General features: G+C 46.6%; 22 protein-coding genes and 2 tRNA genes. 5 read left to right on the forward strand and 19 right to left on the reverse strand.

The features are described 5' to 3' along the window. Positions 1-7: 7 nt before the first annotated feature. On the reverse strand, positions 8-688 hold the full coding sequence (locus CBI30_RS07055; protein WP_088527606.1) for an ABC transporter ATP-binding protein: 681 nt from the start codon (positions 686-688) through the stop codon (positions 8-10). An 82-nt stretch (positions 689-770) separates the two neighbouring features. On the opposite strand from CBI30_RS07055, the gene CBI30_RS07060 reads away from it, so the two are divergent. Further along, the gene (locus tag CBI30_RS07060; RefSeq protein WP_240553525.1) at positions 771-1,364 is read left to right on the forward strand and encodes an arylesterase; all 594 of its coding nucleotides are present in this window, start codon (positions 771-773) and stop codon (positions 1,362-1,364) included. 3 nt (positions 1,365-1,367) lie between these two features. Here the strand turns inward: CBI30_RS07060 and CBI30_RS07065 are convergent, their stop codons facing one another. From CBI30_RS07065 to ispD, 9 genes are all read right to left on the reverse strand, one after another. Then, positions 1,368-2,834 carry a peptidylprolyl isomerase gene (locus CBI30_RS07065; RefSeq protein WP_088527607.1) on the reverse strand — a complete coding sequence of 489 codons (1,467 nt, stop codon included), beginning with the start codon at positions 2,832-2,834 and terminating at the stop codon, positions 1,368-1,370. Positions 2,835-2,939: 105 nt separating this feature from the next. Next, positions 2,940-3,015: transfer RNA gene (locus tag CBI30_RS07070), tRNA-Val, on the reverse strand. A gap of 114 nt (positions 3,016-3,129) precedes the next feature. After that, positions 3,130-5,562 carry an endopeptidase La gene (gene lon, locus CBI30_RS07075; protein WP_088527608.1) on the reverse strand — a complete coding sequence of 811 codons (2,433 nt, stop codon included), beginning with the start codon at positions 5,560-5,562 and terminating at the stop codon, positions 3,130-3,132. 177 nt (positions 5,563-5,739) lie between these two features. Then, positions 5,740-7,113, reverse strand: coding sequence for an ATP-dependent Clp protease ATP-binding subunit ClpX (gene clpX, locus CBI30_RS07080; protein WP_088527609.1), 1,374 nt, complete (start codon positions 7,111-7,113; stop codon positions 5,740-5,742). 25 nt (positions 7,114-7,138) lie between these two features. After that, positions 7,139-7,768, reverse strand: coding sequence for an ATP-dependent Clp endopeptidase proteolytic subunit ClpP (gene clpP, locus CBI30_RS07085; RefSeq protein WP_088527610.1), 630 nt, complete (start codon positions 7,766-7,768; stop codon positions 7,139-7,141). A 31-nt stretch (positions 7,769-7,799) separates the two neighbouring features. Next, complete coding sequence (gene tig / locus CBI30_RS07090) at positions 7,800-9,137, reverse strand: trigger factor (protein WP_088527611.1); 1,338 nt, start codon at positions 9,135-9,137, stop codon at positions 7,800-7,802. A 57-nt stretch (positions 9,138-9,194) separates the two neighbouring features. Then, positions 9,195-9,281 (reverse strand) — tRNA-Leu (locus tag CBI30_RS07095). Positions 9,282-9,362: 81 nt separating this feature from the next. Continuing rightward, a complete protein-coding gene (gene ispF / locus CBI30_RS07100; RefSeq protein WP_088527612.1) occupies positions 9,363-9,863 on the reverse strand; it encodes a 2-C-methyl-D-erythritol 2,4-cyclodiphosphate synthase in 501 nt (166 codons plus the stop codon). A gap of 31 nt (positions 9,864-9,894) precedes the next feature. Continuing rightward, a complete protein-coding gene (gene ispD, locus CBI30_RS07105; RefSeq protein WP_169711262.1) occupies positions 9,895-10,653 on the reverse strand; it encodes a 2-C-methyl-D-erythritol 4-phosphate cytidylyltransferase in 759 nt (252 codons plus the stop codon). Between the two features lie 23 nt (positions 10,654-10,676). On the opposite strand from ispD, the gene mfd reads away from it, so the two are divergent. After that, entirely contained in the window at positions 10,677-14,219 is a 3,543-nt protein-coding gene (gene mfd / locus CBI30_RS07110) for a transcription-repair coupling factor (protein ID WP_088527614.1), read from the forward strand. Between the two features lie 20 nt (positions 14,220-14,239). After that, on the forward strand, positions 14,240-15,130 hold the full coding sequence (gene serB / locus CBI30_RS07115; protein WP_206075598.1) for a phosphoserine phosphatase SerB: 891 nt from the start codon (positions 14,240-14,242) through the stop codon (positions 15,128-15,130). Positions 15,131-15,160: 30 nt separating this feature from the next. Here serB and CBI30_RS07120 read toward each other — a convergent pair whose 3' ends face one another. The 7 genes from CBI30_RS07120 to CBI30_RS07150 form a co-directional block, all read right to left on the reverse strand. Next, positions 15,161-16,345, reverse strand: coding sequence for an acetyl-CoA C-acyltransferase family protein (locus CBI30_RS07120; protein WP_088527615.1), 1,185 nt, complete (start codon positions 16,343-16,345; stop codon positions 15,161-15,163). A 79-nt stretch (positions 16,346-16,424) separates the two neighbouring features. After that, complete coding sequence (gene rimO, locus CBI30_RS07125; RefSeq protein ID WP_088527616.1) at positions 16,425-17,783, reverse strand: 30S ribosomal protein S12 methylthiotransferase RimO; 1,359 nt, start codon at positions 17,781-17,783, stop codon at positions 16,425-16,427. Between the two features lie 2 nt (positions 17,784-17,785). Further along, positions 17,786-18,346, reverse strand: a complete 561-nt coding sequence (phaR, locus tag CBI30_RS07130) for a polyhydroxyalkanoate synthesis repressor PhaR (RefSeq protein WP_088527617.1) — start codon at positions 18,344-18,346, stop codon at positions 17,786-17,788. 113 nt (positions 18,347-18,459) lie between these two features. After that, a complete protein-coding gene (locus CBI30_RS07135; protein ID WP_088527618.1) occupies positions 18,460-19,200 on the reverse strand; it encodes a 3-ketoacyl-ACP reductase in 741 nt (246 codons plus the stop codon). A 21-nt stretch (positions 19,201-19,221) separates the two neighbouring features. Beyond that, positions 19,222-20,856 (reverse strand): class I poly(R)-hydroxyalkanoic acid synthase, encoded by a 1,635-nt coding sequence (phaC, locus tag CBI30_RS07140; RefSeq protein ID WP_088527619.1) that lies wholly within the window; start codon positions 20,854-20,856, stop codon positions 19,222-19,224. Positions 20,857-20,957: 101 nt separating this feature from the next. After that, the gene (gene pgeF / locus CBI30_RS07145) at positions 20,958-21,683 is read right to left on the reverse strand and encodes a peptidoglycan editing factor PgeF (RefSeq protein ID WP_240553526.1); all 726 of its coding nucleotides are present in this window, start codon (positions 21,681-21,683) and stop codon (positions 20,958-20,960) included. Positions 21,684-21,720: 37 nt separating this feature from the next. Beyond that, on the reverse strand, positions 21,721-22,761 hold the full coding sequence (locus CBI30_RS07150) for an RluA family pseudouridine synthase (RefSeq protein WP_206075599.1): 1,041 nt from the start codon (positions 22,759-22,761) through the stop codon (positions 21,721-21,723). A gap of 20 nt (positions 22,762-22,781) precedes the next feature. Between CBI30_RS07150 and CBI30_RS07155 the strand changes: the two genes are divergently transcribed. Further along, positions 22,782-23,654, forward strand: a complete 873-nt coding sequence (locus CBI30_RS07155) for an outer membrane protein assembly factor BamD (protein ID WP_088527659.1) — start codon at positions 22,782-22,784, stop codon at positions 23,652-23,654. Positions 23,655-23,699: 45 nt separating this feature from the next. Here the strand turns inward: CBI30_RS07155 and alr are convergent, their stop codons facing one another. Further along, a complete protein-coding gene (gene alr, locus CBI30_RS07160; protein WP_420812047.1) occupies positions 23,700-24,824 on the reverse strand; it encodes an alanine racemase in 1,125 nt (374 codons plus the stop codon). Positions 24,825-24,874: 50 nt separating this feature from the next. Here alr and lplT point away from each other — a divergent pair, with 50 nt between their 5' ends. Next, the gene (gene lplT / locus CBI30_RS07165) at positions 24,875-26,194 is read left to right on the forward strand and encodes a lysophospholipid transporter LplT (RefSeq protein ID WP_088527621.1); all 1,320 of its coding nucleotides are present in this window, start codon (positions 24,875-24,877) and stop codon (positions 26,192-26,194) included. A 4-nt stretch (positions 26,195-26,198) separates the two neighbouring features. Here lplT and CBI30_RS07170 read toward each other — a convergent pair whose 3' ends face one another. After that, complete coding sequence (locus tag CBI30_RS07170) at positions 26,199-26,753, reverse strand: uracil-DNA glycosylase family protein (protein WP_206075600.1); 555 nt, start codon at positions 26,751-26,753, stop codon at positions 26,199-26,201. Between the last annotated feature and the right edge of the window lie 2 nt (positions 26,754-26,755).

Genomic DNA, 26,755 nt, shown 5'->3' on the forward strand with positions numbered 1-26,755 from the left:
GTTTCGGTCAAACTAGGCACCCGCCTTGAAGGTTCAGTTGGCGTCCACACCGTGCAGCCAAGGCTGGATCATGGGTTACCAAAACCAGCGTCGAGGAATTCTCCCGATTTAACTCAAAAAGGAGCTCAATCACCCTGTTTCCGCTCGCCTCATCAAGACTCCCCGTGGGCTCATCTGCAAAGAGTATGGCGGGTCGATTAATAAAGGCTCGAGCTAATGCAACACGTTGCTGCTCGCCACCAGAGAGGGTTTTAGGAAAGTGATTTGCCCTCTGGTCTAAACCCACCTTTTCAAGCCATTTGGTGGCAGCTAGTCGTGCCTCAGCCTGAGACCCCCCCGCTATCTCTAAAGGTAGCATCACATTCTCTAGGGCCGTTAAATGGGGCAACAATTGGAAGGATTGGAATACAAATCCAACAGACTTGCCGCGCAAACGAGCCCTTCCATCTTCATCTAGAAGATTGAGGTTTTCACCCATTAAGTCAATCTGCCCAGAACTGGGAACATCTAAGCCGGCCAACAGACTCAACAGAGTACTTTTGCCAGAGCCAGAGCTGCCGACAATCGCCACACTTTCACCACGCTCAATCGAAAAGCTAATGTCGTGCAAAATAACTAGGTCACCATCAGATGTCTTGACTAGCTTCCCCACCCGGTCGGCGGTAATGGATTTAGACTCTGTATTCATGTGGGAAATTTTCTAGAATTGAAAAATGCAGATTCAGTGTTTAACAGCTAATAAATTAGTTACGGGCTTATTTTGCCTCTTAATGAGCATTTGTTCTTGGGCTCAAACAAATCCAGTGATCTTGGTCTTGGGTGACAGCCTGTCCGCTGAATATGGTCTGCCACGTGGCGCTGGCTGGGTCAATCTTCTAGAAAAACAGCTTGAGAACGATAAAAGCCCTTGGACTGTATTTAATTTCAGCATTAGCGGGGAGACTAGCTCGGGCGGTCTTGCACGACTACCAGGGCTTTTAGCTCAAAAGAAGCCTGGGATCGTGATGATTGAGTTGGGCGCAAATGATGCCTTGCGCGGCCTTCCTATTGCACAAACTGAAACCAACCTGCGCAAGATGATTCAGATGAGCAAAAAATCGGGTGCACGGGTTTTACTTTTTGGCATACAGATACCTTCCAATTATGGTCAGAGTTACACCTCACAATTTAAAAAGCTCTTCCCTCAGTTGGCCAATGAAGAGCGCACAGAGCTACTGCCGTTTTTTCTGGAAGGTGTTGCAACAAAATCTGAATTATTTCAGGCGGATCGATTGCACCCAAATATACAAGCGCAAGCCATTCTCTTTAAAAACGTATGGGGCTCAATGGCCCCATACAGTAACTTACTTAAGAAATCGCCTTAGCAATTAACTGCCCGCGCTGCCAGCGCTTGCGGTTTTGAGTGGGTTGATTACTTTCACGCCAGCACTATTGCGCCAGTAAGCCATAAAGCCTGAAAATTCTGACTGTGCGGCCAAAGCTTGAATCTGTTGTGCTTGCGCCTTATGAACCTTGGCATCAATTGAAGTAGGTTGACGAACTTGGTCTATACGATAAATCGTAGTGCCAACACCGGGATTAGAGATTGATACCACGGCAGGCAATTTATCAGCGTTAATAGCCATGACCTCATCCATAGATGGGCCGACTAAATTACCAGGCTTATTACGTGAAATCCAGCTCGCGTTGCTAAAGCCAGCAGAGTTCTTTGGATCTTTTTCTAGGGATGTAAATTTATCGCTAGCGGCGGCAATAGCCAACTTCTCGGCAGCGCGCTGACTTACTTGACGTTTCACTTCTGCGGCAACCTCTTGGTAAGGTCGGATCTGCGCTGGGTGCAATGTCACAACACGAGCAGAAACAAATACGCCTGGAGAAGATTGAACAGCTTCAGTATTACGCTTGTTTTTCAAAGCTTCATCGCCATAGAGAGATTGAATAAGCTTTGGATTGGCCAAGGGATGATCCTTGGATACACCAGGCGCCCCACCACGAGTAACACCCTTCAGGGATTGAATGCTAAGTTTCAATTTATCTGCAGCAGGCTTGAGGCTATCAGATTGGTCGTAAGTGATATTTGCAAACTGATCTGCTTTTTCATTAAAGGCTTTGGAATCTTCCTTGGGATCAGCTTTAAGAACAATGTATTCCACATCAATATATTCAGGGCGCTCAAACAGTTTGGCATTAGCTTCGTAAAACGCCTGTAACTCTTCTGAACTAGGATTCACTTTGCTCAGGTAGTCCTTGGCGTTGAATTCAAGTGTCTGCACTTGTCTTTCAGTTTCATACAAAGATGAAACTATCTCAGATAATTTTGGGCTAGCTAATTCAGTGCGCGCAACAGAATTGACCAGTTGCTGGATTTTCAAGTCAAAGCTTTGGCCGGCGTAAAACTGCTCTTCATTCATGCCATTGCTTGCAAGTAGTTGCTTAAAGCGCAGATCATCAAAGCTGCCATCTTCACGATATAAGGCACGAATCTGCGGAATCTTTTGTAAGCTATTAACAAGCTCTTGCTTGCCTACCTGAAGGCGTAAGTCGCTAACTGCAAAACCAAGAATGCGCTGTTGAAGTAACTCATTGAGGATCGCTTGACGAAACGGCAGGCTCTGAGCGATTTGAACATTTCCACCAACGCGCTCAGCTTGGCGCTTAGCAGCCATATCAACTTCTTGCGCTGTAATGGGCTTGCCGTTCACCTTAACAATGTCAGTCTCTTTATCCATAAATTCGGAATAACTAGAGATACCAAACAAAGCAAAAGAGGGAACGATAAATAACATCAACACAAGCTGCAGAATTTTTTGGTGCTTACGTACGGAATCAAACATGAATTAATCGCTCGAAAATAAAGTCAATGATGCGAGTGTACTAGGCGGGAGTTCTAGGAGAACTAGAAAGCCTGAAAGAAGTAAACCAAATGCTATTTGGGAAACTGGTGGGCGCTGACGGGATCGAACCGCCGACATTCTGCGTGTAAGGCAGACGCTCTACCATCTGAGCTAAGCGCCCCAAATTACAGACGAGATTGTAACCTAGTGCGGGAATAAAAGAGGGATTCTTCATCAAAATGGACTGCGCTTGACAGTTCGATTCGACCCCAAACCCCTCAAATATCCCTAGGCATCAATGCTTCAAGGCCTCTCCAGAAGAAATCTTTTCATTGGCTTTGCTAGCTTCAGCAGCTTTTTTAGCGAGTTCTTCAGGAGTTGGATCTAGCAAAGCAACTGGTTTACGCTCCAAGGCAAGCTCCAAAACTTTATCAATCCAGCGGACTGGCACGATTTCAATTGCATTCTTCACGTTATCAGGAATATCGATCAAATCCTTGACGTTTTCCTCTGGAATTAAGGCCAACTTAATGCCACCGCGATGCGCTGCCAGCAACTTCTCTTTTAAGCCGCCAATTGGAAGAACCTCTCCACGCAAAGTGATTTCACCAGTCATTGCCACATCTGATCGAATCGGAATACCTGTAAATACCGACACCAAGGCTGTCGTGATCGCAATACCGGCTGATGGACCATCTTTCGGGGTTGCACCATCTGGGAAGTGAATGTGGATATCTTTTTTCTCGAAGGCTTCATCAGTAATTCCTAGCGCTCTCGCCCTAGATCGAACCACTGTTTTTGCAGCCTCGACAGACTCCTTCATCACATCGCCAATCGACCCTGTACGAGTAATTACGCCCTTACCAGGCATGACTGCAGCTTCAATCGTCAACAGATCTCCACCGACCTCAGTCCAAGCTAAACCAGTGACCTGGCCAACCTGATTCTCTTTGGCAGCAAGACCAAAATCGTACATACGAACAGACAGGAACCTCTCTAAGTTATCGGCATTTACTGTTACTGGAGCCGCCTCTTTTTTAAGGAGTAGCAACTTCACTACCTTACGACAAATCTTGCTGATTTCTCTCTCTAAGGAGCGAACGCCGGCCTCACGGGTGTAGTAGCGAATCATGCTGCGCACAGCACTTTCCTCAATCTTCAGCTCATCTTTTTTCAGACCATTATTTTTAATCTGCTTAGGAATTAAATAATTAGTAGCAATGCTAGTCTTCTCATCTTCCGTGTATCCAGCAAGGCGAATAATTTCAAGGCGATCTAACAGTGGGCCAGGAATATTTAAAGAATTCGAGGTGGCAACAAACATCACATCCGACAGATCAAAGTCAACCTCAACATAGTGATCTTGAAAGGTATGATTCTGCTCTGGATCTAAAACTTCAAGCAAAGCGCTCGCAGGATCGCCACGGAAATCCATACCCATCTTATCTACCTCATCCAAGAGGAATAAAGGATTGCGTACGCCGACTTTGGTTAAGCTAGAAAGAATCTTTCCGGGCATTGAGCCAATGTAAGTACGACGGTGCCCGCGAATTTCTGACTCGTCACGAACACCACCTAAAGCCATGCGCACAAACTTGCGATTCGTTGCACGAGCAATCGATTGGCCAAGAGAAGTTTTACCAACACCTGGAGGGCCAACTAAACACAGGATTGGAGCCTTAACGCGATCGACACGTTGCTGAACTGCAAGATACTCCAAAATGCGTTCTTTGACCTTATCAAGACCATAATGATCTTCATCTAATACTTTTTCAGCATTAGTTAAATCGTTATTGATCTTGGTTTTTTTCTTCCAAGGAAGGTTTACTAAGGTGTCTATAAAGTTACGAATCACCGTAGCTTCGGCGGACATTGGCGACATAAGCTTAAGTTTCTTCAACTCAGACTCAGCCTTCTTCAATGCCTCTTTAGGCATACGGGCAGCCTTGATGCGTTTCTCGAGTTCCTCAAGATCAGCACCTTCTTCGCCCTCGCCCAATTCTTTTTGAATTGCTTTAACCTGCTCATTCAGGTAGTACTCGCGTTGACTCTTTTCCATCTGACGCTTTACGCGTCCACGAATACGTTTTTCAACTTGCAAGATATCAATTTCGCTTTCGAGATCAGCCAAAAGACTTTCCAACCTCTGAACTACATCTGTCATCTCAAGTAAGCGCTGCTTCTGCTCTAACTTGACTGGCAAATGTGCGCAGATTGTGTCAGCCAAACGGCTTGGATCATCAATGCCACCCAAGGAAGACAGAATTTCTTGTGGAACCTTCTTGTTCAGTTTTACGTACTGATCAAACTGCGCCATGATGGCGCGACGCAATGCTTCTGTCTCATGAGCATCTAAAGACGACATCGATGTTGGAGTCGCCTCGCAGCCGAAATAACCTTGACTATCTTCTACTTGACTCACTTCGGCACGTTGAACCCCCTCCACCAGCACCTTAACAGTGCCATCTGGAAGCTTTAGCATTTGCAGGATATTAGCGATACAGCCAACCTCATAGAGGTCCTCAACACTTGGCTCATCCTTAGCAGCCGCCTTTTGGGCTACCAAAAGGACATTTTTGCCAGTTTCCATGGCAGCCTCTAAGGCCTTAATCGATTTTGGCCGACCCACAAACAAAGGGATCACCATATGCGGAAACACCACAACGTCCCTTAATGGGAGAAGTGGGAGTTGAATGGGTTCAGAGGGTAGTAATAAGTGGCCAGGCATGGGGCAATTCCTCCAAAGTAGTCATTCCGTAAAAATCTCTAAGATGCCGTACCACTACATACGGACATAATTAGAGAATAGGATACTACCTATATGGATGCCACCCAGTGAAAAACAAGGGGGAAATATGCTAAAAGTGTGCAAAAAACTACCGAAAACAGCTAAAAAAACCAAAAATTAGGCTTTTTTGCTCAATTCTGCAGATTCGTCACCCTGCTTGTAGACCAAAATAGGCTTCCCGCCATCAGCAATCGTGCTCTCGTCGATTACTACCTTTTGAACGTTCTTCAACGATGGCAAGTCATACATGACATCCATGAGCGAACCTTCCAGAATCGAGCGTAGTCCACGAGCACCGGTCTTGCGTGCAATTGCTTTTTTAGCGATAGCTGATAAGGCAGCTGGGCGAACTTCCAGCTCAGAGCCTTCCATCGTCAACAGTGCTTGATATTGCTTAACCAAGGCATTCTTAGGCTCAGTCAAGATCTGAATCAGGGCGGGCTCATCTAGTTGGGCCAAGGTGGCAACAACTGGTAGTCGTCCGATCAACTCTGGAATGAGTCCAAATTTGATTAAATCTTCAGGCTCAACTTCGATTAAGAGGTCGCTAATGCCACGATCATCTTTGCCGGGTACCGTGGCATTAAATCCAATGCCAGTCTTGGCTGAACGTTGCTGAATGACCTTCTCAAGACCATCAAATGCGCCACCGCAGATAAACAGAATATTGGTTGTATCTACTTGCAAGAAATCTTGGTTTGGATGCTTACGACCACCTTGTGGGGGTACGGAAGCCATAGTGCCCTCAACCAACTTTAATAATGCTTGTTGAACGCCCTCACCAGATACGTCACGGGTAATGGATGGGTTGTCAGATTTACGAGAAATCTTATCGATCTCATCGATGTAGACAATTCCATGTTGTGCTTTTTCTACGTTGTAGTCGCAAGCTTGTAATAGCTTTTGAATAATATTTTCAACGTCTTCACCAACATAACCGGCTTCAGTTAATGTTGTTGCATCTGCCATGACAAAAGGCACATTGAGCATGCGCGCTAAGGTCTGGGCCAACAATGTTTTACCGGAGCCAGTTGGACCGATCAGCAAGATATTGCTCTTCGCGAGCTCAACACCATCCACCATAGCCTTAGCGGGAACTTTAGTTTCTTTTTTATCCGCAGTTTTTTCACTAGCCTCTACAGCCTTACCGTCTTTTTCCAGCTTATCTTTTTTAGGCTTTGGCAAGTACTGCAAGCGCTTATAGTGGTTGTATACCGCTACAGCTAGAGTCTTCTTCGCATGGTCCTGACCAATTACATACTGATCTAGATTCTCACGTATCTGATGTGGCGTAGGCAATGAATCTTCACCGTCTACTTTAGGCAGTTTTGCTAGCTCTTCTTGAATGATGTCCGTACATAAGTCGATGCACTCATCGCAAATGAATACGGATGGCCCAGCAATGAGTTTCTTAACTTCATGCTGGCTCTTGCCGCAGAAAGAGCAATACAGAACTTTGTCTGCGCTATTGGAGTTGTTTGTATCGCTCAAGGTAGACTTAGATGTTGGTACTGTATTAAGGGCGCTTGTCGATTACTTTATCGATCAAGCCATACTCTTGCGCCTGCTCAGCAGACATAAAGTTGTCACGATCAGTATCTTTAGCAATCGTTTCGATGGATTGGCCAGTGCGGTCAGCCAAGATTTTATTCAAGCGCTCACGCAAGTACAAAATTTCACGGGCTTGGATTTCAATATCAGAAGCCTGGCCACGAGCACCACCTAAGGGTTGATGAATCATTACACGAGAATTAGGCAATGCATAACGCTTACCTTTTTCGCCGGCACACAATAAGAATGCACCCATGCTAGCAGCCATACCCATGCAAAGGGTACTGACATGTGGCTTGATGAATTGCATCGTATCGAAGATTGCTAAACCGGCCGACACAGAGCCGCCTGGAGAGTTGATATATAAAGAGATTTCTTTATCTGGATTTTCGCTCTCAAGAAATAGCAGCTGGGCAATGACTAAGTTTGCAGTTTGATCATTTACTTCGCCAACTAAGAAAACCACACGTTCTCTGAGTAAGCGGGAGTAAATGTCATAGGCCCTTTCACCTCGACCAGAGGTTTCAATCACCATTGGAACTAAACCCAAGCCTTTAGGCTCAAAATTCTCAGACTGGAAATGATTCTGGCTCATAGGATCGGACCTTTTCAGTAAATACTTAGATTTAGTTAAGCTTGCTCAGCTCTTCGAAGGTAACGGCCTTATCAATCACTTTAGCTTGTGAAGTGAAATACTTAATGACGTTGTCTTCGAGAACCAAGTTTTCAATATCTTTGAGGCGGCTTGGGTTGCTATAGAACCAGCGAACTACTTCTTTTGGATCTTCGTAAGTGGCAGCCTGCTCATCAATTTCAGCCTTGATTTGATCTGCGGTTGCAGCTAAATTCTGCTTCTTAACCAAGTCGCTCAAAATCAAACCGAGGCGAACGCGCTTGAGTGCTTGTTCAGCAAACATCTCAGCGGGAATAGGTGCATCTTTAGCATTCGGAATGCCGCGTTGCATTAAGTCTTGACGTGCAGACTCAACTAAACGCTCTTGCTCTTGAGCAACCAAAGATTTTGGTGCATCGAACTCACAAATACTATTGAGCTTGTCCATTACCTCGCCTTTTAACAAGGAAGTAATGCGGCGCTTGGTTTCGCGATCCAAGTTTTCTTTAACCTCTTCACGCATTTTTGCAACGCCACCTTCAGTAACGCCCAATGACAATGCAAATGCATCATCAACGGCGGGTAGGTGCGCCCAGTTCACTGACTTCACAGTAATCGTGAAGTCGGCAGTTTTGCCTGCTACATCTTTACCGTGGTAATCGGCTGGGAAGCTTAATGGGAATGTCTTGCTCTCGCCTGCTTTGAGGCCCAGAGTCGCGGCTTCAAATTCTGGTAGCATGCGGCCTTCGCCGAGTACGTATTCAAAGTTTTCCGCTTTACCGCCAGTAAACTCAACACCATCAATTTTGCCTACGAAGTCAATAACAGCTTGATCACCAGCTTGGGCAGCAGTATTTGCGCCGCCATCACCATGGGCACCAGCTTCGCCACGTGGGTGGTAATGAACCTGCTGCTTGCGCAATACATCTAAAGCACGGTCGATCTCTGCATCCGAAATATCAGTTACGTATTTGGTTACTTCAGCTTTACTGAAATCGCCAATTTTCACTTCTGGCAACACTTCAAAGTAAGCATCAAACACAATCTTGTCAGCATCTAGTTCGCTCTTAGGATCTAGGCGTGGCTGACCAGCTAACAAGAGTTTTTCATTTTGAGCTAAGTCATAGAACATCTCTGAAGCTTTATCGAACTGAAGTTCAAAATCCACTTGCATACCATATTGCTTTTCAACCATGTTCTTAGGCACTTTGCCTGGACGGAAGCCTGGAGCTTTCATGGTCTTACCCAATTTAACCAAACGGGCTTCTCTTGCCTTAGCCAAATCGGCACGAGCGAACTCTAGGGTAACTTTGCGGTCTAACTGACCTAAATTTTCTATCTGCACAGCCATTCTCGTCTCTTAATTGAAAATCAGAATATATGAAGCCCAAGCCAAGTAGATATCTTGTGGTGCGAGGAGGGGGACTCGAACCCCCACACCATTGCTGGCGTCAGGACCTAAACCTGGTGCGTCTACCAATTTCGCCATCCTCGCGCGAATTCCGCAAACCCTACCGAGCTAAAGCTTCACTCTAAAGACCGTAATTCTACAATGCTTGGCGGTTTTAGAGGATATTTAAGCCTTGTACAGTAAAGCTACGGCATGGACAGCGATGCCCTCGCCTCGTCCGAGGTGCCCCAAGGATTCGTTTGTCTTAGCCTTAAGGTTGACGTGACTGGGCGTGACAGCCAAATCTACTGCAATATTACGAACCATATCCGGCAAGAAAGCGGCCAATTTAGGCTTCTGGCAAATAATGGTTGCATCGACATTACCCACCTGAAAACCTGCAGCTTGCACTTTTTGCAAGGCTGCTCTGAGCAAAATTCGGCTATCCATATCCTTGAACTGGGGATCGGTGTCCGGGAATAGTTGCCCAATATCATTTAAGCCTGCAGCCCCCAATATGGCATCCGTCAGGGCGTGCAGCAAAGCATCTGCATCGGAATGGCCTAATAAACCTGTTTCATTGGGAATATGAATGCCGCCCAAAATCAATTTACGATCCGCTACCAGGGCATGGACGTCATAGCCTTGGCCGATTCTAAATTGAGGGATATGGGGGCTTTGGGTCATTGGATTCTTATGGATGCTTGGCTAAAGGTAATTATTTATCTGATGCCTGCAAAATAGCGTGCATTAACTCCCAGTCCGCTGGATGCGTAACTTTGAAGTTGCGAGTCGCGCCTTCTATTAATAATGGACTTGCGCCAGCAAGCTCCATGGCACTGGCTTCATCTGTAATATCAGCCTCCAAGCGGATACCCTCTTCGATCGCATCATGCAGACGCCTTAAGCCAAACATTTGAGGGGTTTGAGCCTGCCAGAGATGTTCACGGGGAATTGTTTTCATTGCTCGCGTTGGGTTGCCGGCTATAGCGGAATTGGCATCAGCCATTTTGAGGGTGTCTGCTAAAGGCATTGCCAATAAACCGCCCTCACCTAATTGAGAGACCAATGCAATCAGTTTTTGAATCAATGCCGGAGAGATACCAGGGCGGGCAGCATCATGAACCAACACCCAATCATTTTCAGGAATACCCGCTTTGAGCATGGCAGACAAGGTATTTCTGACGGTTTCTTGACGGGTAGCCCCCCCACTCGGAAGAAATCGGACGGAGGATGAATTTCCAGAAAGACTCTTCAAGATGGGATTATGAATAAAACTAGGGCTCACACCCACCCATATGGAGGCAATCTCCGGGGTATCGTGAAAGGCCTTGAGGGCATAAGCCAGCATCGGTTGTCCCGCGAGCTCCTGAAACTGCTTTGGCAAAACGCCACCAAGTCTAGATCCTGTCCCAGCCGTAGGCAGCAAGGCATGACATTGAGGCAAAGGTAATGAGGATTGGATTCCAGAAGGCATACCTGATTCTATAATGAGCCTAGATGTCTGATGTATTAAAACTCGCAACCCCCATACCCGCACCGCGGGCTGGGCAGCGCTTTACCTTTTCAGGCCTGGTTGGCTCTGCAGATGCCGCATTAATTGCCCAATCTGCACTTCGTTATAGAACTGAATTCTCGGTCATGGTCATTTTCTGTGCTCAGGCACAGGAAGCGCAGCGCCTCCTAGAGGAAATCCCCGCTTTTGCACCGCAACTCAAAACGCGCTTATTACCCGATTGGGAAATTCTGCCGTATGACCATTTTTCTCCGCACCAAGATTTAGTCTCGGAGCGCTTAGCAACACTGTATGAGTTGCTAAACGGTAGTTGCGATATTGTCCTGGTGCCAATCACCACCGCACTACAAAGACTGGGTCCACCCAACTTTTTATCGGGACACACTTTTTTCTTTAGGCAAGGTGACAAGCTCAATGAGGCAGCGCTAAAGCTACAGTTACAGCAGGCTGGCTACGATCCTGTGAGCGCGGTGATGCGCCCTGGTGAATACAGTATTCGCGGCGGTTTAATTGATTTTTTCCCGATGGGCTCAAGCCTACCTTATCGTCTCGATCTTTTTGGGGACGAGATTGAACAAATTAGAGCATTTGATCCAGATACCCAGCGCAGCCTCTACCCAGTTAAAGAAGTGCGACTTTTGCCTGGGCATGAATTCCCATTTGATGACGCCTCACGCACTGCTTTCCGCGGACGCTGGCGCGAAGTGTTTGAAGGTGATCCAACTCGTTGCTCCATTTACAAGGATGCCAACTTAGGCATTCCTAGCGCTGGCATTGAATCTTACTTGCCACTCTTCTTTGAAGAGACTGCTACCGTCTTTGACTACTTCCCTCGCTCGGGCGATCCCGTCTGGGTTGTGAGTACTGGGGATATTGAAGAATCCATCAAGGGCTTTTGGAAAGACACACTTTCAAGATATGAATTTTTAAAGCATGACCTAGACCGACCTATTCTTCCGCCGCCTGCATTATTTCTTGATGTTGATCAATTCTTTACTGCAGCCAAACCCAATGCGCGATTGGCGCTGGAGAAGGAGGCAAAAGAGGCGCCACAATTTTTAGCGGTTCCCGATCTAGCGGTCCATCGTCGTGATGCGGACCCCATCAATCAATTGCGTGCATTAGTTTCACAAGAAAAAGTACGGATACTAATTTGTAGTGACAGCAATGGACGTAAAGAATCTATTCGCCAGCTCTTTGAAGAAAGTAATTCGGTTGCCAGTCAGAGTGGTAAGCCACTCTATCAATTAAAGCCTGAAGGCTTTGAGGGCGTTGCTGATTTTATTAAGAGTGATGCTCTATTTGGTCTTGTTACTGCCCAGCTCTTCAATGGGTTTACTTGGCCGTCTGAAAACCTGATTGTTGTAACCGAAGCTGAACTCTTTACCACTACGGCACGTCAACGACGAAAAGGTAAAGAGAGTGAGAGCGCCGATCCGGACATGCTCTTCAAAGACTTATCTGAACTCAAAATTGGTGATCCAGTCGTACATTCAGACCACGGTATTGGACGCTACCAAGGTTTAGTACTGCTGAATTTAGCGCCGCCTAAGGAGGAGCCTATTTTTGAAGAGTTCTTGCATTTGGTTTACGCGAAAGATGCCACGCTTTACGTACCAGTACAACAATTACAAATGGTCACGCGCTATGCGGGCTCAGATCCCGACTCCGCTCCATTGCATCAGCTGGGCTCTGGCCAGTGGGATAAAGCGAGACGTAAAGCTGCACAACAAATTCGAGATACTGCTGCTGAACTCTTAAGTCTGTATGCCGCAAGAGCCATTCGCAAAGGCCATGCCTTTGAATTCTCGGCTCATGATTACGCTGCATTTGCAGAAAGCTTTGGCTTTGAAGAAACACCAGATCAAGCCAATGCGATTACTGCCGTGATTGGTGATATGACTAGCGGTACACCAATGGATCGCCTAGTTTGCGGTGATGTGGGCTTTGGTAAGACTGAGGTTGCCCTGCGCGCCAGTTTTGTGGCTGTGATGGGTGGCAAACAAGTGGCTATTTTGGCCCCGACTACCCTTCTCGCCGAACAACATGTGGCAACCTGGAAAGATCGCTTTGCTGATTGGCCTGTTCGGATTGTTGAGCTCTCTCGTTTTAGAACCACTAAAGAAATTAATGCTGCTCTCGAGGCGATATCCAAAGGCGAGGCTGACATCATCATTGGAACGCACAAGCTTTTATCCAAAGAAACCCAGTTCGCTAACTTAGGTTTGGTGATCGTAGACGAAGAGCATCGCTTTGGTGTGCGCCAAAAGGATGCGCTCAAAGCATTGCGTGCTGAAGTAGATATTTTGACTTTAACTGCGACGCCTATTCCTAGAACCTTAGGCATGGCAATGGAAGGGTTGCGCGAATTTTCCATCATCGCGACGGCACCTCAAAAGCGCTTAGCTATTAAAACCTTCGTAAGACGTGAAGGTGATGGCGTCATTCGTGAAGCCGTATTACGCGAAATTAAGCGCGGAGGCCAAGTCTATTTTTTGCATAACGAAGTAGAAACTATTCAGAACCGTAAACATGCATTACAAGAACTCATTCCAGAAGCTAGCATTAGCGTCGCTCATGGCCAAATGCATGAGCGTGAACTGGAATCGGTCATGCGTGAGTTCGTGACGCAGCGAACTAATATTTTGTTATGTACTACCATTATTGAGACTGGTATTGACGTACCAACAGCCAACACTATCATCATGCATCGTGCTGATAAGTTTGGTTTGGCACAGCTACACCAATTGCGCGGTCGTGTTGGTCGCTCGCATCATCAGGCCTATGCCTACTTATTGGTACCGGATCCAGAGGCACTAAGTAAACAAGCGCAATTGCGTTTAAATGCGATTCAGGCGATGGAAGAATTGGGTTCTGGTTTCTATTTGGCTATGCATGATCTAGAGATTCGTGGTGCTGGCGAAGTATTGGGTGATAAGCAGTCTGGTGAGATTCATGAAATTGGTTTTCAGCTTTACACCGAGATGCTGAATCGCGCCGTTAAATCTTTGCGTAGTGGAAAAGAGCCGGATCTTCTTTCGCCTTTACAGGCAACTACCGATGTCAACCTTGGTGTACCAGCCCTTTTCCCTAGCGATTATTGCCCCGACGTTCACGAGCGACTCTCCATGTATAAGCGCTTTGCGGGCACAAATGACTTCTCAGAATTAATGGGCTTGCGCGAGGAATTGGTAGATCGCTATGGTGACTTGCCTGACCAAGCAAAATCACTTTATGAAACACACCGCTTACGCTTGGAGATGGCTGGCTTTGGTATTAAAAAGATTGATGCGACCCCAGCATCCATTCAAATTCAGTTCATCCCCAATCCGCCGATTGACCCGATGAAGATCATTCAACTAATTCAGTCATCAAAATACATCCAACTGAATGGCCAAGATAAATTAAAGATTCTCCCCCAAAAGGAGAAAGATTTTGAGAAACTAGAACAACGCCTAGACCATATCCGAAAGATACTCAGAAGCCTCAATGAATCTGCCATGCTCAATACTGTTCAAGCTAATTAATTCGCTATTACCTACCGCCTATGTCTAGCCACCTTACTCTTGTAGCCCTCGCAAACACGCCAATTTCCGCAGAATTAAATACTGCATTCATTGAGCATGCAAAAGTCCTGGGAATTGAACTTGCCAAGATTGACAGGGAATACTCACCTTCAAAATATTTCACTACTCGCTGGACCAGTAAGCAGGTCTTGATGCCTGAGGCTCGGGTAGCGATGCGCGATATTGCCGCATCTCACAATTCTGATTTAGCTTTTTTATCCCCAGGATTTAAGCCAAGCGAAGTTAAAGTCCTAGCAATGGATATGGACTCTACCCTAATCAATATTGAATGCATTGATGAGATTGCAGACTTCACGGGTAAAAAGGCGGCTGTTTCTGAAATTACAGAAGCTACCATGCGTGGTGAGATTAAAGACTTTAAAGAAAGCTTGCGTAGACGAGTAGCCCTCTTAGCTGGCGTCTCGGCTGATGTACTAGAGTCTGTGTATAAAGAGCGTTTGCGCCCTAATCCTGGTGCATCTGAATTGCTTGTTGGTGCCAATGACGGCGGACTTTATACCCTGCTCGTTTCTGGTGGCTTCACTTTCTTCACCGAGAAACTGCAACAAGAGCTGGGGTTTAAGCAAACCCAAGCGAATACCCTAGAAATTATTGATGGCAAACTTACCGGTAGAGTTGTTGGAGAAATCGTTGATGGTGCCGCCAAGGCATCTTATCTTGACGGCGCTTGCACCCTCATGAATTGCCATAAAAAGAACTCCATCACTATGGGTGATGGATCAAATGACTTGCCAATGATGCATGGCTCGGGCATTAGCATTGCTTATCGCGCAAAGCCCATCGTCAAAGAAAAAGCTGACGCGGCTTTTGACCGAGTCGGCTTGGATGCTGCTTTACTGCTCATTGCCTGATTGACAAGCTGAGCAGTAAACGAGCGCCTCTTAGAGACGTTCGAAAATCGTAGCAATACCTTGTCCACCACCAATACACATTGTGACCAAGGCATATTTACCTTGAACACGATGTAGCTCATGAATAGCCTTAGTCGCAATCGCCGCACCGGAGCAACCGATTGGGTGACCCAATGCAATAGCACCGCCATTAACGTTAGTCTTGGCTGGATCGAGGCCTAAGCCTTTAGTTACAGCTAATGCTTGAGCGGCAAATGCTTCGTTAGACTCAATCACATCGATTTGATCTAATTTCAGACCAGCACGCTCTAGAGCGATCTTCGTTGCTGGAATTGGGCCTTCACCCATGATGTGGTTCGGTACCCCAGCAATAGCGTAAGACACTAAACGGGCGATTGGCTTGTGACCAGCCTTCTTAGCCGCTTCGGCTTCAGCCAAAACAAAGAACGCTGCACCGTCATTAATACCAGATGCATTGCCTGCAGTCACGCTACCACCTTCTTTTTTGAAGACTGCTTTCATCTTCGCCAAAGTTTCCATGGTGGTTTCAGGCTTGCAATGTTCATCCGTATCAAACACTACATCACCCTTACGAGTTTTAATAGTAATTGGAACGATTTGGGATTTGAAGCGACCCTCTTTGATTGCATGTGCTGCGCGACGATGGGACTCAACCGCAAGAGCATCTTGCTCTTCACGTGTGAACTTCCATTTTTCCACTAAGTTTTCTGCAGTAACGCCCATATGACCAACGCCAAATGGATCGGTCAACACAGAAACCATCAAGTCAAGCATTTTGGTATCGCCCATGCGAGCACCACTGCGCATTGCTGGTGAGCCATACATGCCCCGAGACATGACTTCTACACCACCACCAATACCGTAATCGCAGTCACCCAACATAATGGCTTGAGATGTTGTAACAATTGCCTGTAAACCAGAGCTACATAAGCGGTTTAATGCCATTGCTACAGATTCCATTGGCAGACCAGCCTGAATCGAGGCTACTCGAGCAACATAGGCATAACGGTTATCTGTAGGAATCGTATTGCCAACAGTAATGTAATTAATTAATGAAGGATCCACTCCAGAGCGCGCAACCGCTTCCTTCATCACAATACCGCCGAGCTCACACGGCTCAAGGCTGCTGAGTGATCCATTGAATGTACCAATTGCAGAACGTACAGCACTTAATACGACGACATCACGACTCATAACAATCCCCTTAGCTGTGCCTTTTGAGGCAAATTAATGGCCCTAACTTCAGACCCAAACTCTATTTTTATTCCAATAGTCAAGTTTCGGCTATTAGGTCATGCCCTTGGGAGCTGATCACCGTCACTTTGATGATTTCACCAGCACGGTATCTCTTCGAGGGCTTACTTGGGGGTAAAACCCTCACCAAACCATCAATTTCAGGGGCATCCCCAGTAGTTCTACCAATTCCACCAGAATCATCGACTCGGTCAATTAGCACTTGAATACGTTTGCCTATTTTTTTAGCAAGTCGCTTGATCGAGATGTCTTCTGCCTTGGCCATGAATCGAGCGCGACGATCCTCACGAATCGCATCTGGAACCGGGTTATCCAATGCATTTGCAGTTGCGCCATCTACTGGTGAATAGGCGAAACAGCCAGCGCGATCAATTTGAGCTTCATCAAGAAAATCCAAGAGATATTGAAACTCTTCCTCAGTCTCACCAGGAAAACCAGCAATAAATGTACTGCGAATCACCAAGTCTGGGCATGCTTCACGCCATGCCTGAATGCGCTCTAGATTCTTCTCGCCGCTAGCTGGACGCTTCATGCGCTTAAGCACATCGGGATGTGCATGCTGCAAGGGAATATCTAGATAAGGCAATACACCAAAGCCATGATCCGAAAACTCTGCCATCAATGGCAAGATGTCGTCAACATGTGGGTAGGGATAAACATAATGGAGGCGCACCCATGCTTGATGCTCTCTTGCAATTTGATTTAGTGCATTGACCAAATCAAACATGCGAGTCTTGACGGGTTTGCCATCCCAGAAGCCCGTACGATATTGAATATCGACACCATAGGCGCTGGTGTCTTGTGAGACAACCAGTAGCTCTTTGACACCGGATTCAAATAATCGCTTGGCCTCTAGCAGCACTTCACCAATTGGTCGCGATACTAAATCGCCACGCAAACTTGGGATGATGCAAAAAGTGCAGCGATGATTGCAGCCTTCGGATATCTTGAGATAGGCATAGTGCTTAGGCGTTAGCTTCACACCAATCGGCGGCAGTAAATCCATAAAGGGATCATGCGGCTTGGGCAGATGCAGATGTATTGCTTGCATCACCTCTTCAGTAGCATGCGGGCCAGTCACAGCAAGGACTTTGGGGTGAATGCTCTGAATGAGATCGCTACCATCAGCGTTTTTACGAGCACCAAGACACCCGGTGACAATGACCCTACCGTTCTCTGAGAGTGCCTCACCAATCGCCGCTAGACTCTCCTCAACTGCAGAATCAATAAATCCACAAGTGTTAACCACCACGAGGTCTGCGCCAGAGTAATCCTTAGACGTCTCATAACCTTCGGCACTTAACTGCGTCAGAATCAACTCGGAATCTACCAATGCCTTGGGGCAGCCCAAGGAAACAAAACCTACTTTTCCAGCCACAACTATTCTTTTTCTGTTTTATTGGCTTGCGCCGGAAATGGGAAGCCGCTAAATATGGTTGGTGATTTCTGCATTTGCTCTTGCATCTTCACGAACAAATCTTTGCTCTGCTCCATGTAGTTGGACGTCAAACCCTGCATCAACGGATTTTGAAGATTAAGCATTTTGGCCCATGACTCTGGGGTGCTACCAGCACCTAAATCTTGGGTTTGATCGCCAAGTTTATTATGGATATCAACAAAAGACTGCATGGTCTTTTCTAAATAACTACCCATCAGTCCCTGCATTGAATTGCCGTAGAAGCGAATAATCTGAGAAAGCATTTGGGTAGAAAATACTGGTGCTCCACCAGCCTCCTCTTCCAAAATAATCTGCAGCAAAATATTGCGAGTCAGGTCGTCTTCAGTTTTTGCATCAACGACACTAAATGTATCGCCAGCCATCACTAAATTTTTGATATCAACCAGCGTGACATAAGCGCTAGTTTGCGTGTCATATAAACGACGATTGGGGTACTTCTTGATTAAACGGCTATCGCCGGCTTTTTTAGAACGTGTGGCCATGTTTTTTCCTAATTCTTGGCACTGCAATGCAACATCGACATAGTTTATCCCTAGTTTGACCTAAAGGTAAATATGCCGATGAGTGCACAACAAAAAAACATTCTTCAGACGTTTTAGCCTGTATGCAAGCCGCCATTCAAGGAAAAGTCAGCTCCAGTGGCATAACCGCCATCTTCAGAGGCAATCCAGCAGCAAATTGAGGCAATTTCTTCTGGGGTGCCAAGACGCTTGACTGGAATGCCAGACACAATCTTCTCGAGGACATCCTCACGAATAGACTTAACCATGTCAGTACCAATATAACCAGGAGATACGGTGTTCACCGTAACCCCCTTAGAGGCCAATTCCTGTGACAAGGCCATCGTAAAGCCGTGTAAGCCGGCTTTAGCTGTTGAGTAGTTAGATTGACCAAATTGGCCTTTTTGACCGTTTACTGAGGAAATATTGATAATACGACCCCAACCGTTATCGGCCATTCCGTCAACCACCTGCTTAGTCACGTTAAATAGTGAATTGAGATTGGTATCAATCACAGATTTCCAGGCATCAGGCGTCATCTTGCGAAATACGCTGTCTTTGGTGATACCCGCATTGTTGACAAGCACATCAACGCGCCCCACTTCAGCCTTCACCTTTTCGAATGCAACAACGGTACTTTCCCAGTCTGATACATTGCCTTCAGAAGCAATGAAGTCGTAACCCAAAGCTTTTTGCTCGCCAATCCAGCGATCTTTACGTGGAGAATTTGGGCCGCAACCAGCAATGACCTTGAATCCATCCTTGGCGAGACGCTGACAAATAGCGGTACCAATTCCACCCATACCACCAGTTACATATGCAATCTTTTGAGACATGTAGTTCCCCTTATGAAAATATTATTTAGCGGCTGTGCTTACTTTTTCTTTGACGTATTTACCAGGCGCCGCTTCTAGTTTTTTGTACCGTGTATTACCAAACGTTTTTTTAGCGTTAATTTTTTTACCGCCAAACTGCTCTAGCCACTGAGCGTAGTTGGGCCACCAACTACCCCTAATATCTTTAGCATCTGCTAACCACTCATCCGCAGTTTTTGCTAACTTGTTGTTTTCAAAATAATGACGCTTATTTTTTGCTGGCGGATTAATCACGCCGGCAATGTGACCTGACGCACCCAAGACAAATCGATTCTTGCCTTTAAGGATGCGAGTAGACTCATAAGCAGATTTCCAAGGGACAATATGGTCGTCATGTGAGGCGTAGATATACGCCGGAATGGTGATCTTGCCAAGATCGACCTGTTCACCACACACGGTGAGCTTGCCTGGCTTGATCAATTCGTTTTGTAAATAGGTATGACGCAAATACCAGCAATACATAGGACCAGGTAAATTGGTTGAATCCCCATTCCAATACAGGAGATCAAACGGTGGTGGTGAATTACCCTTCAGGTAGTTCTCAACAACATAGTTCCAGACCAAATCATTGGGGCGCAAGAAAGAGAACGTATTACCTAAGTCAAGACCAGACATCATTCCGTAATTACCACCCTCACCTCCGATGGTGCTCTCGCGTAACTTCACCATACCTTCATCGATAAAGACATCCAAAATACCGCTGTCACTGAAATCTAAAAGAGTTGTGAGCAGAGTTAAGCTCGCGACATAATCTTTTTTGCGTGCCGCCAATACCGCCAATGCGGTAGCGGTTAAGGTGCCGCCAACACAAAAACCCAATACGTTAATTTGTTCTGTGCCACCGATATCCTTAACAACCTCAATGGCCTTGATGACACCCTCTCCTACATAGTCATCCCAAGTTACTTTCGACATAGTGGAATCTGGATTTTTCCAGGACACCAAGAAAACAGTATGGCCCTGCTCCACCATATAACGCACCACGGAGTTGTCTGGCTGCAAATCCAAAATGTAGTACTTGTTAATGCAAGGCGGCACCATTAAATAAGGGCGCTCAAATACTGTTTCTGTTAAAGGTGTGTATTGAATTAATTCAAAGAGATCACTACGAAATACGACTTGACCTGCAGTGGTGGCAATATTTTTCCCCACCTCAAAAGCGCTTTCATCTGTTTGAGATACTTTGCCCTTTTTCATATCGCCTAATAAATTGACGATCCCATTTTGTATTGATTGACCCTGAGAGCTAATAATATTTTCAAGGACTTCTGGATTGGTAGCTATAAAGTTCGAGGGAGATAAAGCATCGATCATTTGCTCTGTAGTAAACAGAATTTTGATCTTGGTCTTTTCATCAGCCTCCACCGCTTTAGCAAGAGCAAGTAAATGCTTTGAGTTCAACAAGTAGGTTGCCGCAATCACCTTACTCCAAGATGAATGCCATGCCTTGCCAGAGAAGCGACGATCTTTTACTTCGATTGCTTCAGGATTGCTCGCAAGATGCGCCAACTCGGTGAAATATTCTTTTTGAATTTCCGATAAATTCTCTGGGGGAATTAATGCCATATGATGCGGAGCCAAGGATGGCGCAACACCTGAATTCATGCCTGCAAACATAATGATCTCGTAAAGTTAGTGAGACCATTCTCCATCTATAAGGCTAGAAGAGTTATACGCACTAACCCTAGCCATAGAGCTAGCTAGTAATAACCCCAAGTTTATACGTCGCTAGAAATCCAAATCAAAGAAGCAAATCGCCCCGTTGCTTTATCCCTTCGGTATGAGAAAAAGCGCTCTTGATCGGTGAAGGTACAAAAACCACCGCCAGTAATTTGTGTGATGCCTAAGGAGCTTAAGCAGTCTTGAGCAAGGATGTAGAGATTGGCCAAATATTTTCCTGGCCGCCCAATGATTGGGGTGAATGCTTGCGATACAGCAGATTGACCCTTACCTGAAAAGGCCTCCAAGACATCGTCGCCAACCTCAAATGCCGTGGGTCCGATTGCTGGACCCATCCAAGCTGAAATATCTTGCGGATTTAGGTCGGGAGATAGAGTGCACATTGCCTCAATAGTGCGTTCCAAAACCCCCCCGCTGAGACCTCGCCAACCAGCATGTGCTGCGCCGATGACATCCCCACGCTTACTTGCAAATAAAACTGGCATGCAATCCGCGGTCAGCACCGCCAATACTTCATTGGGGATATTGGTCACCGAGGCATCCGCCTCAAATGGTCCATCACTACAAGATATCCTCAGAGCTGGGGTGCTCACCCTCACACCATGAATCTGCTTTAGCCAAATAGGCTCAGATGGAAGAGTTGACCGAAGTAAGGCGCGGTTATGCATAACATCAGCAGGATCATCGCCAGCATTAAGCCCAAGATTAAGGTCGTCAAATGGAGGCTTACTGATGCCTCCAACTCGAGTACTACAAAAAGCCATGATTGACCTTGGCACTGCCCAGCTTGGTTCTATCTTTTTATTGGGGCTGATCATTTTTAATGGAGGCTAACAAAGCCTCCTCCCTAGGAAGATCCAACTCGCTCATCCCCACCAAAGGCAGTAAGTCGATTAAATCTTGAGGGGGCAATCGAAACCAGGTCATGATTTCTTGAGTAGATGGATGTTGCAAGCTCAAGGCGTAGGCGTGCAAGGCTTGACGCTCAAACGGGAGAGTTTTAGCAACGCCAGGAGTTCTTTTGCGATAGACGGGATCTCCCAGCAAGGGGAAGCCCAGAGACTCGAGGTGAACTCGTATTTGGTGGGTGCGCCCTGTTTCTAGCCGGCACTCCAGCAAAGCAACGGGGCTTTCGGAAAACATGCCCTTGGCAAGACGACGGAATAAGGTGGCGGCAGGTTTGCCTTGGGCGGATCCAGCGGCCATTTTTAACCGATCACGCTGGTCACGACCCACGGTCGCCAATACTTTGCCCTGGGATGGGGCATCGCCCCATACCCATGAAAGGTAACGACGGCCAACCGTACGCTCCTGTAACTGCCTAACCAGAGATGTTTGAGCAATGTCAGTGCGCGCAACCACCATTAAGCCGGAGGTATCCTTATCTAATCGATGCACAATCCCAGCTCTAGGCAGCAGCTTTAGCTCTGGAAAGCGATATAACAAGCCGTTGAGCAGCGTTCCAGTCCAATTGCCAGCAGCCGGATGAACCACTAGCCCAGCAGGCTTATTGACCACAATGATGGAATCATCCTCATAGACAACATCCAAAGAGATGTTTTCAGGCCCAAAGGCGAACTGTTCGGGCATTTCTTGTGGAAATACCTTAATACTTTCGCTTCCCCGGAGCAAATGACGGACTTTAGTGACCTTTCCGTCTACCGTGACGGCGCCGGCTTCTACCCAGGCTTTGAGGCGGTTACGGGAATAATCGGGTAAAGCACCCCCAAGAAATTTATCCAAACGCTCCCCGCTCACATCATGGGGAACTTCTAGGGCTATGAAATCCTCTTCATCGATATAATCAATGGGATTCGAATCGGGAGTATGCGGCAATGCCACGCTTAAAGAGCCTTTTAGTTATGTCGAACGTTATTACAGAAGCCAGTTTAAGGCTTGCTGCCATTGTTGGATTATCTTCCAGAAAATCCCTTCTATCGCTATTTGTTAGCGCAAGCGCTGCCTGCCTATTGCTCAGTGGGTGCGCTGGTAGCGATGGTCAAAAAGACGATACGGATATTTGGTCTGAGACCAAGCTGTATTCAGAGGCAACTGCCAAATTAAATGATGCTGATTACGCAAAATGTGGCAAGTACTTTGATAAGTTAGAGGGGCGATTCCCTTTTGGCCCGTATTCACAACAAGCACAAATTAATGCGGCTTACTGCTACTGGAAAGCCCAAGAACAAGCGCAAGCCTTAGTTGCCATTGATCGCTTTATTAAGCTCCATCAAGGTAGCCCCAATTTAGATTACGGCTACTACCTTAAAGGACTCATTAGTTTTAATGATGATTTAGGTTGGTTAGGCAAATTTACAGGTCAGGATCTGAGTGAGCGTGATCCAAAGGCTGCCAAAGAAGCTTTTGAGTCCTTCAAGGTAGTCGTTGAGCGTTTTCCTGATAGTAAATATGCGCCAGATGCTTTAGATCGTATGCGCTATATCGTGAACTCTTTGGCTGAAGCCGATGTGATTGTGGCTCGCTTCTACTATCAGCGTGGTGCCTATCTAGCTTCCGCGAATAGAGCTCAACTAGTTATTCGTGATTACGATCGCGCGCCAGCTGTTGAAGAGGCTCTCTACCTTCTTGTGAAGTCGTACGAGAAACTCGGCATGACAGATTTGAGTAATGATGCAGCGCGTGTTTTTAAACTGAACTTTCCTGATAGTCAAATGTTGTTGACTGGTCAGCGCGTGCAAAAAGAGCGTCGTTGGTGGCAGATCTGGAATAAATAATTCACTCCAAAATAATCAAGTGGTGCCAAAAAACCATAAGACGCACTACTTGATTACTACTGGCACCCTTGGTGCTAAAGCGCAAATCAACTCATAGCCGATCGTACCGCTCATCTGCGCCACATCATCTACCGGCACTTCGCTACCCCAAAGCTCTACGACGCTGCCGATTTTTGCATTAGGCGCTGCACGTAAATCAACAGTCAACATGTCCATCGACACCTGACCAACAATAGGGCAAATGATGCCATCACCCTGTTCATCGCCAGCATCAAGCCACACTGGCGTCCCATCTTCTGCATGGCGGGGATATCCGTCAGCATAGCCACAGGCAACTACACCGATACGCATATCCTCTGGCGCTTGATAGCGACCACCGTAACCCACATGATAGCCCTTCTTCAATTCCTGAATATCGATAATTTCACTACGTAGTTGCATTACGGCCTGCAGTTCTGATCGAACAATATCGGCATGAACTCCAGTAGGTGAAACTCCATACAACATGATTCCGGGTCGAACCCAATCACCCAGCGCATTCCGATGCCACAGAATTACTGCTGAGTTCGCTAGGGAGCTGGGCGCATCTAAGCCCTCAGTGGCCTTGTCAAAACACTCCAATTGAAGGCCGACCGATGGTGAGCGATCAACTTGATCGGCATTTGCAAAATGGGTCATGTGATGCATGTGGTAACCACTTGCATGCAAGCGATGGAAGGCGGTACGGTATTGATCCGGCTGAAAACCAAGACGGTTCATTCCAGAATTCAATTTCAGAAAAATACTAATCGGATGCCCAGAATGGTTTTGATAGGATTCGAGCCATTCGACCTGTTTTTGGCTATGAATGACTAAATCACATTTGAGCTGAGATGCCAACTCAAGCTCTTCACGACTGAAGAGCCCTTCTAATAACAGGATGCGCCCACCCCAGCCATGGTCTCTTAACCATTGCGCATCCACAATGTCTAAAAGTGCAAAACCATCGGTAGACTCTAGCCCCTTGAGGGCTGCTTCTAGGTTGTGGCCATAGGCCTTGGCCTTCACAACCGACCAAATCTTGGACTCTGGGGCAAGTTCACGGACTCGACTTAAATTATGACGAAAGGCTTCAGTGTGTATAGTTGCCAAAATTGGTCTATTAATCAAGCGATTAGCTGATGTGCCCATATCTGCCTCTCCTTTCATGTTTTAATTACGTTAATGACTAGATTGTACGAATGAACCGCAGTTTTTACATCATTATGGCGGCGCAATTTTTTTCGTCGCTTGCTGATAACGCATTGCTGATCGCAGCAATCGCACTCTTGGTCCAGCTTAACGCTCCGGCCTGGATGACTCCTTTACTCAAATTATTCTTCGTTCTCTCCTACGTAGTGTTGGCAGCCTTTGTGGGAGCCTTTGCAGACTCCCGCCCTAAGGGTAATGTCATGTTCATTACCAATACGATCAAATTCGTTGGCTGTGTGGTGATGCTCTTTGGTAGCCACCCTTTATTGGCTTACGCCATCGTCGGTTTAGGCGCCGCCGCATACTCCCCTGCTAAATACGGCATCCTGACTGAATTGCTCCCCCCAGAAAAGCTGGTGGCAGCAAATGGCTGGATTGAGGGCCTTACTGTTGGGTCCATCATCATGGGTACCGTGCTTGGCGGTGTACTTATCAGCAAAACGGTTTCTCAGGGCCTTCTCAGTCTAGATATGCCTGTTTTAGAAACCGGCATTGATACAGCAGCAGAATCCGCAATACTCATCATCATGATGATTTACGTGCTGGCAGCACTAATTAATTTACGCATCCCAGATACTGGAGCGCGCTATGTCTCACAAAAAACTAATCCCATCGAGCTGGTAAAAGACTTTGCCATCTGCTTTAGGACTCTGTGGGATGACCGGCTCGGTCAAATTTCATTAGCGGTAACAACCCTTTTTTGGGGTGCTGGGGCCACTTTGCAATTTATTGTCATTAAGTGGGCTCAGGTCGCACTCCACATGACTTTGTCACAGGGGGCCATCCTTCAGGCGATCTCTGCATTTGGGGTAGCTGGAGGCGCCGTTTGGGCGGCCTGGCGAGTACCCCTTCGCAGCTCACTCAAAGTGCTGCCTTACGGCATTGCCATGGGTCTTGTCGTCTGCGTCTTGGCTATCTACAACTCAGATATGTTGCCCAATACAACTATTTTTACAATCGCTCAATTTGAGATCTCCCTCAATTTGCTACCAGCGTATTTTTTACTTGTCTTGGTTGGCTGGTTGGCTGGATATTTTGTAGTGCCAATGAATGCACTCTTGCAGCATCGTGGCCACGTCCTCATGTCTGCCGGCCATTCTATTGCCGTACAAAACTTCAATGAGAATATTTCTGTATTGATGATGTTATCCATCTATTCTGGATTGATTTGGCTGGATGCACCGGTTCAGGCGGTGATTATTGGATTTGGCCTTACGGTCAGCATACTCATGTGGCTGGTTATTAAGCGTCACGCTGCAAACCAAGCTGAATATGACTCAATGCACTTAATTGGTGAGCATAAGCACTAGGCCTTTAGCTGTTTTGCAATACGGATTTAGCAAGCAGTAGATCTTGCCAAAATAAGGCCCTGTCCTTTGGCCTTGAAATCAATTGATTCAATTCAAAAGTGGCGATAAGCGGTAGATCTTCTGCTCCATCGGCATTGATAGCCAGCACAGTTTCGCGAAGTTCCGGCAGTCCATCACGCTCACCAGATAACTTCTGCGCCGCAGCACCACCAAATGCCAGCGCAACTATTGGCGAGCCATCTTGAGGCAACTGCTCTGGGTTGAATTTGTCAGAAGGAGCTTTCCAGGACCACTCTTGGGGAGTTAGACCAAGTACGCGAATGATGCTCTGAAAGAAGAGCTCCGCATCGCCTTGGGGCTTATTGCCAAAAAACCACCAGATGCCTGAAGAAGCTCTATCTTTAGCTGGGGTAAGCGCAAGGGTTTCGCTAGTTAAAGCCACGGACTGCTCCCCCACTTCTTCAGTGGTAACTATAGTTTCAGAGGCTTGCGGAACGACATCGCGTGAAGTCCACTCAGTGATGCCCATCTCTTTAAGAAAAGTAGAATTTGTACTCATAT

Source organism: Polynucleobacter aenigmaticus, assembly GCF_002206635.1.
Lineage (GTDB): Bacteria > Pseudomonadota > Gammaproteobacteria > Burkholderiales > Burkholderiaceae > Polynucleobacter > Polynucleobacter aenigmaticus.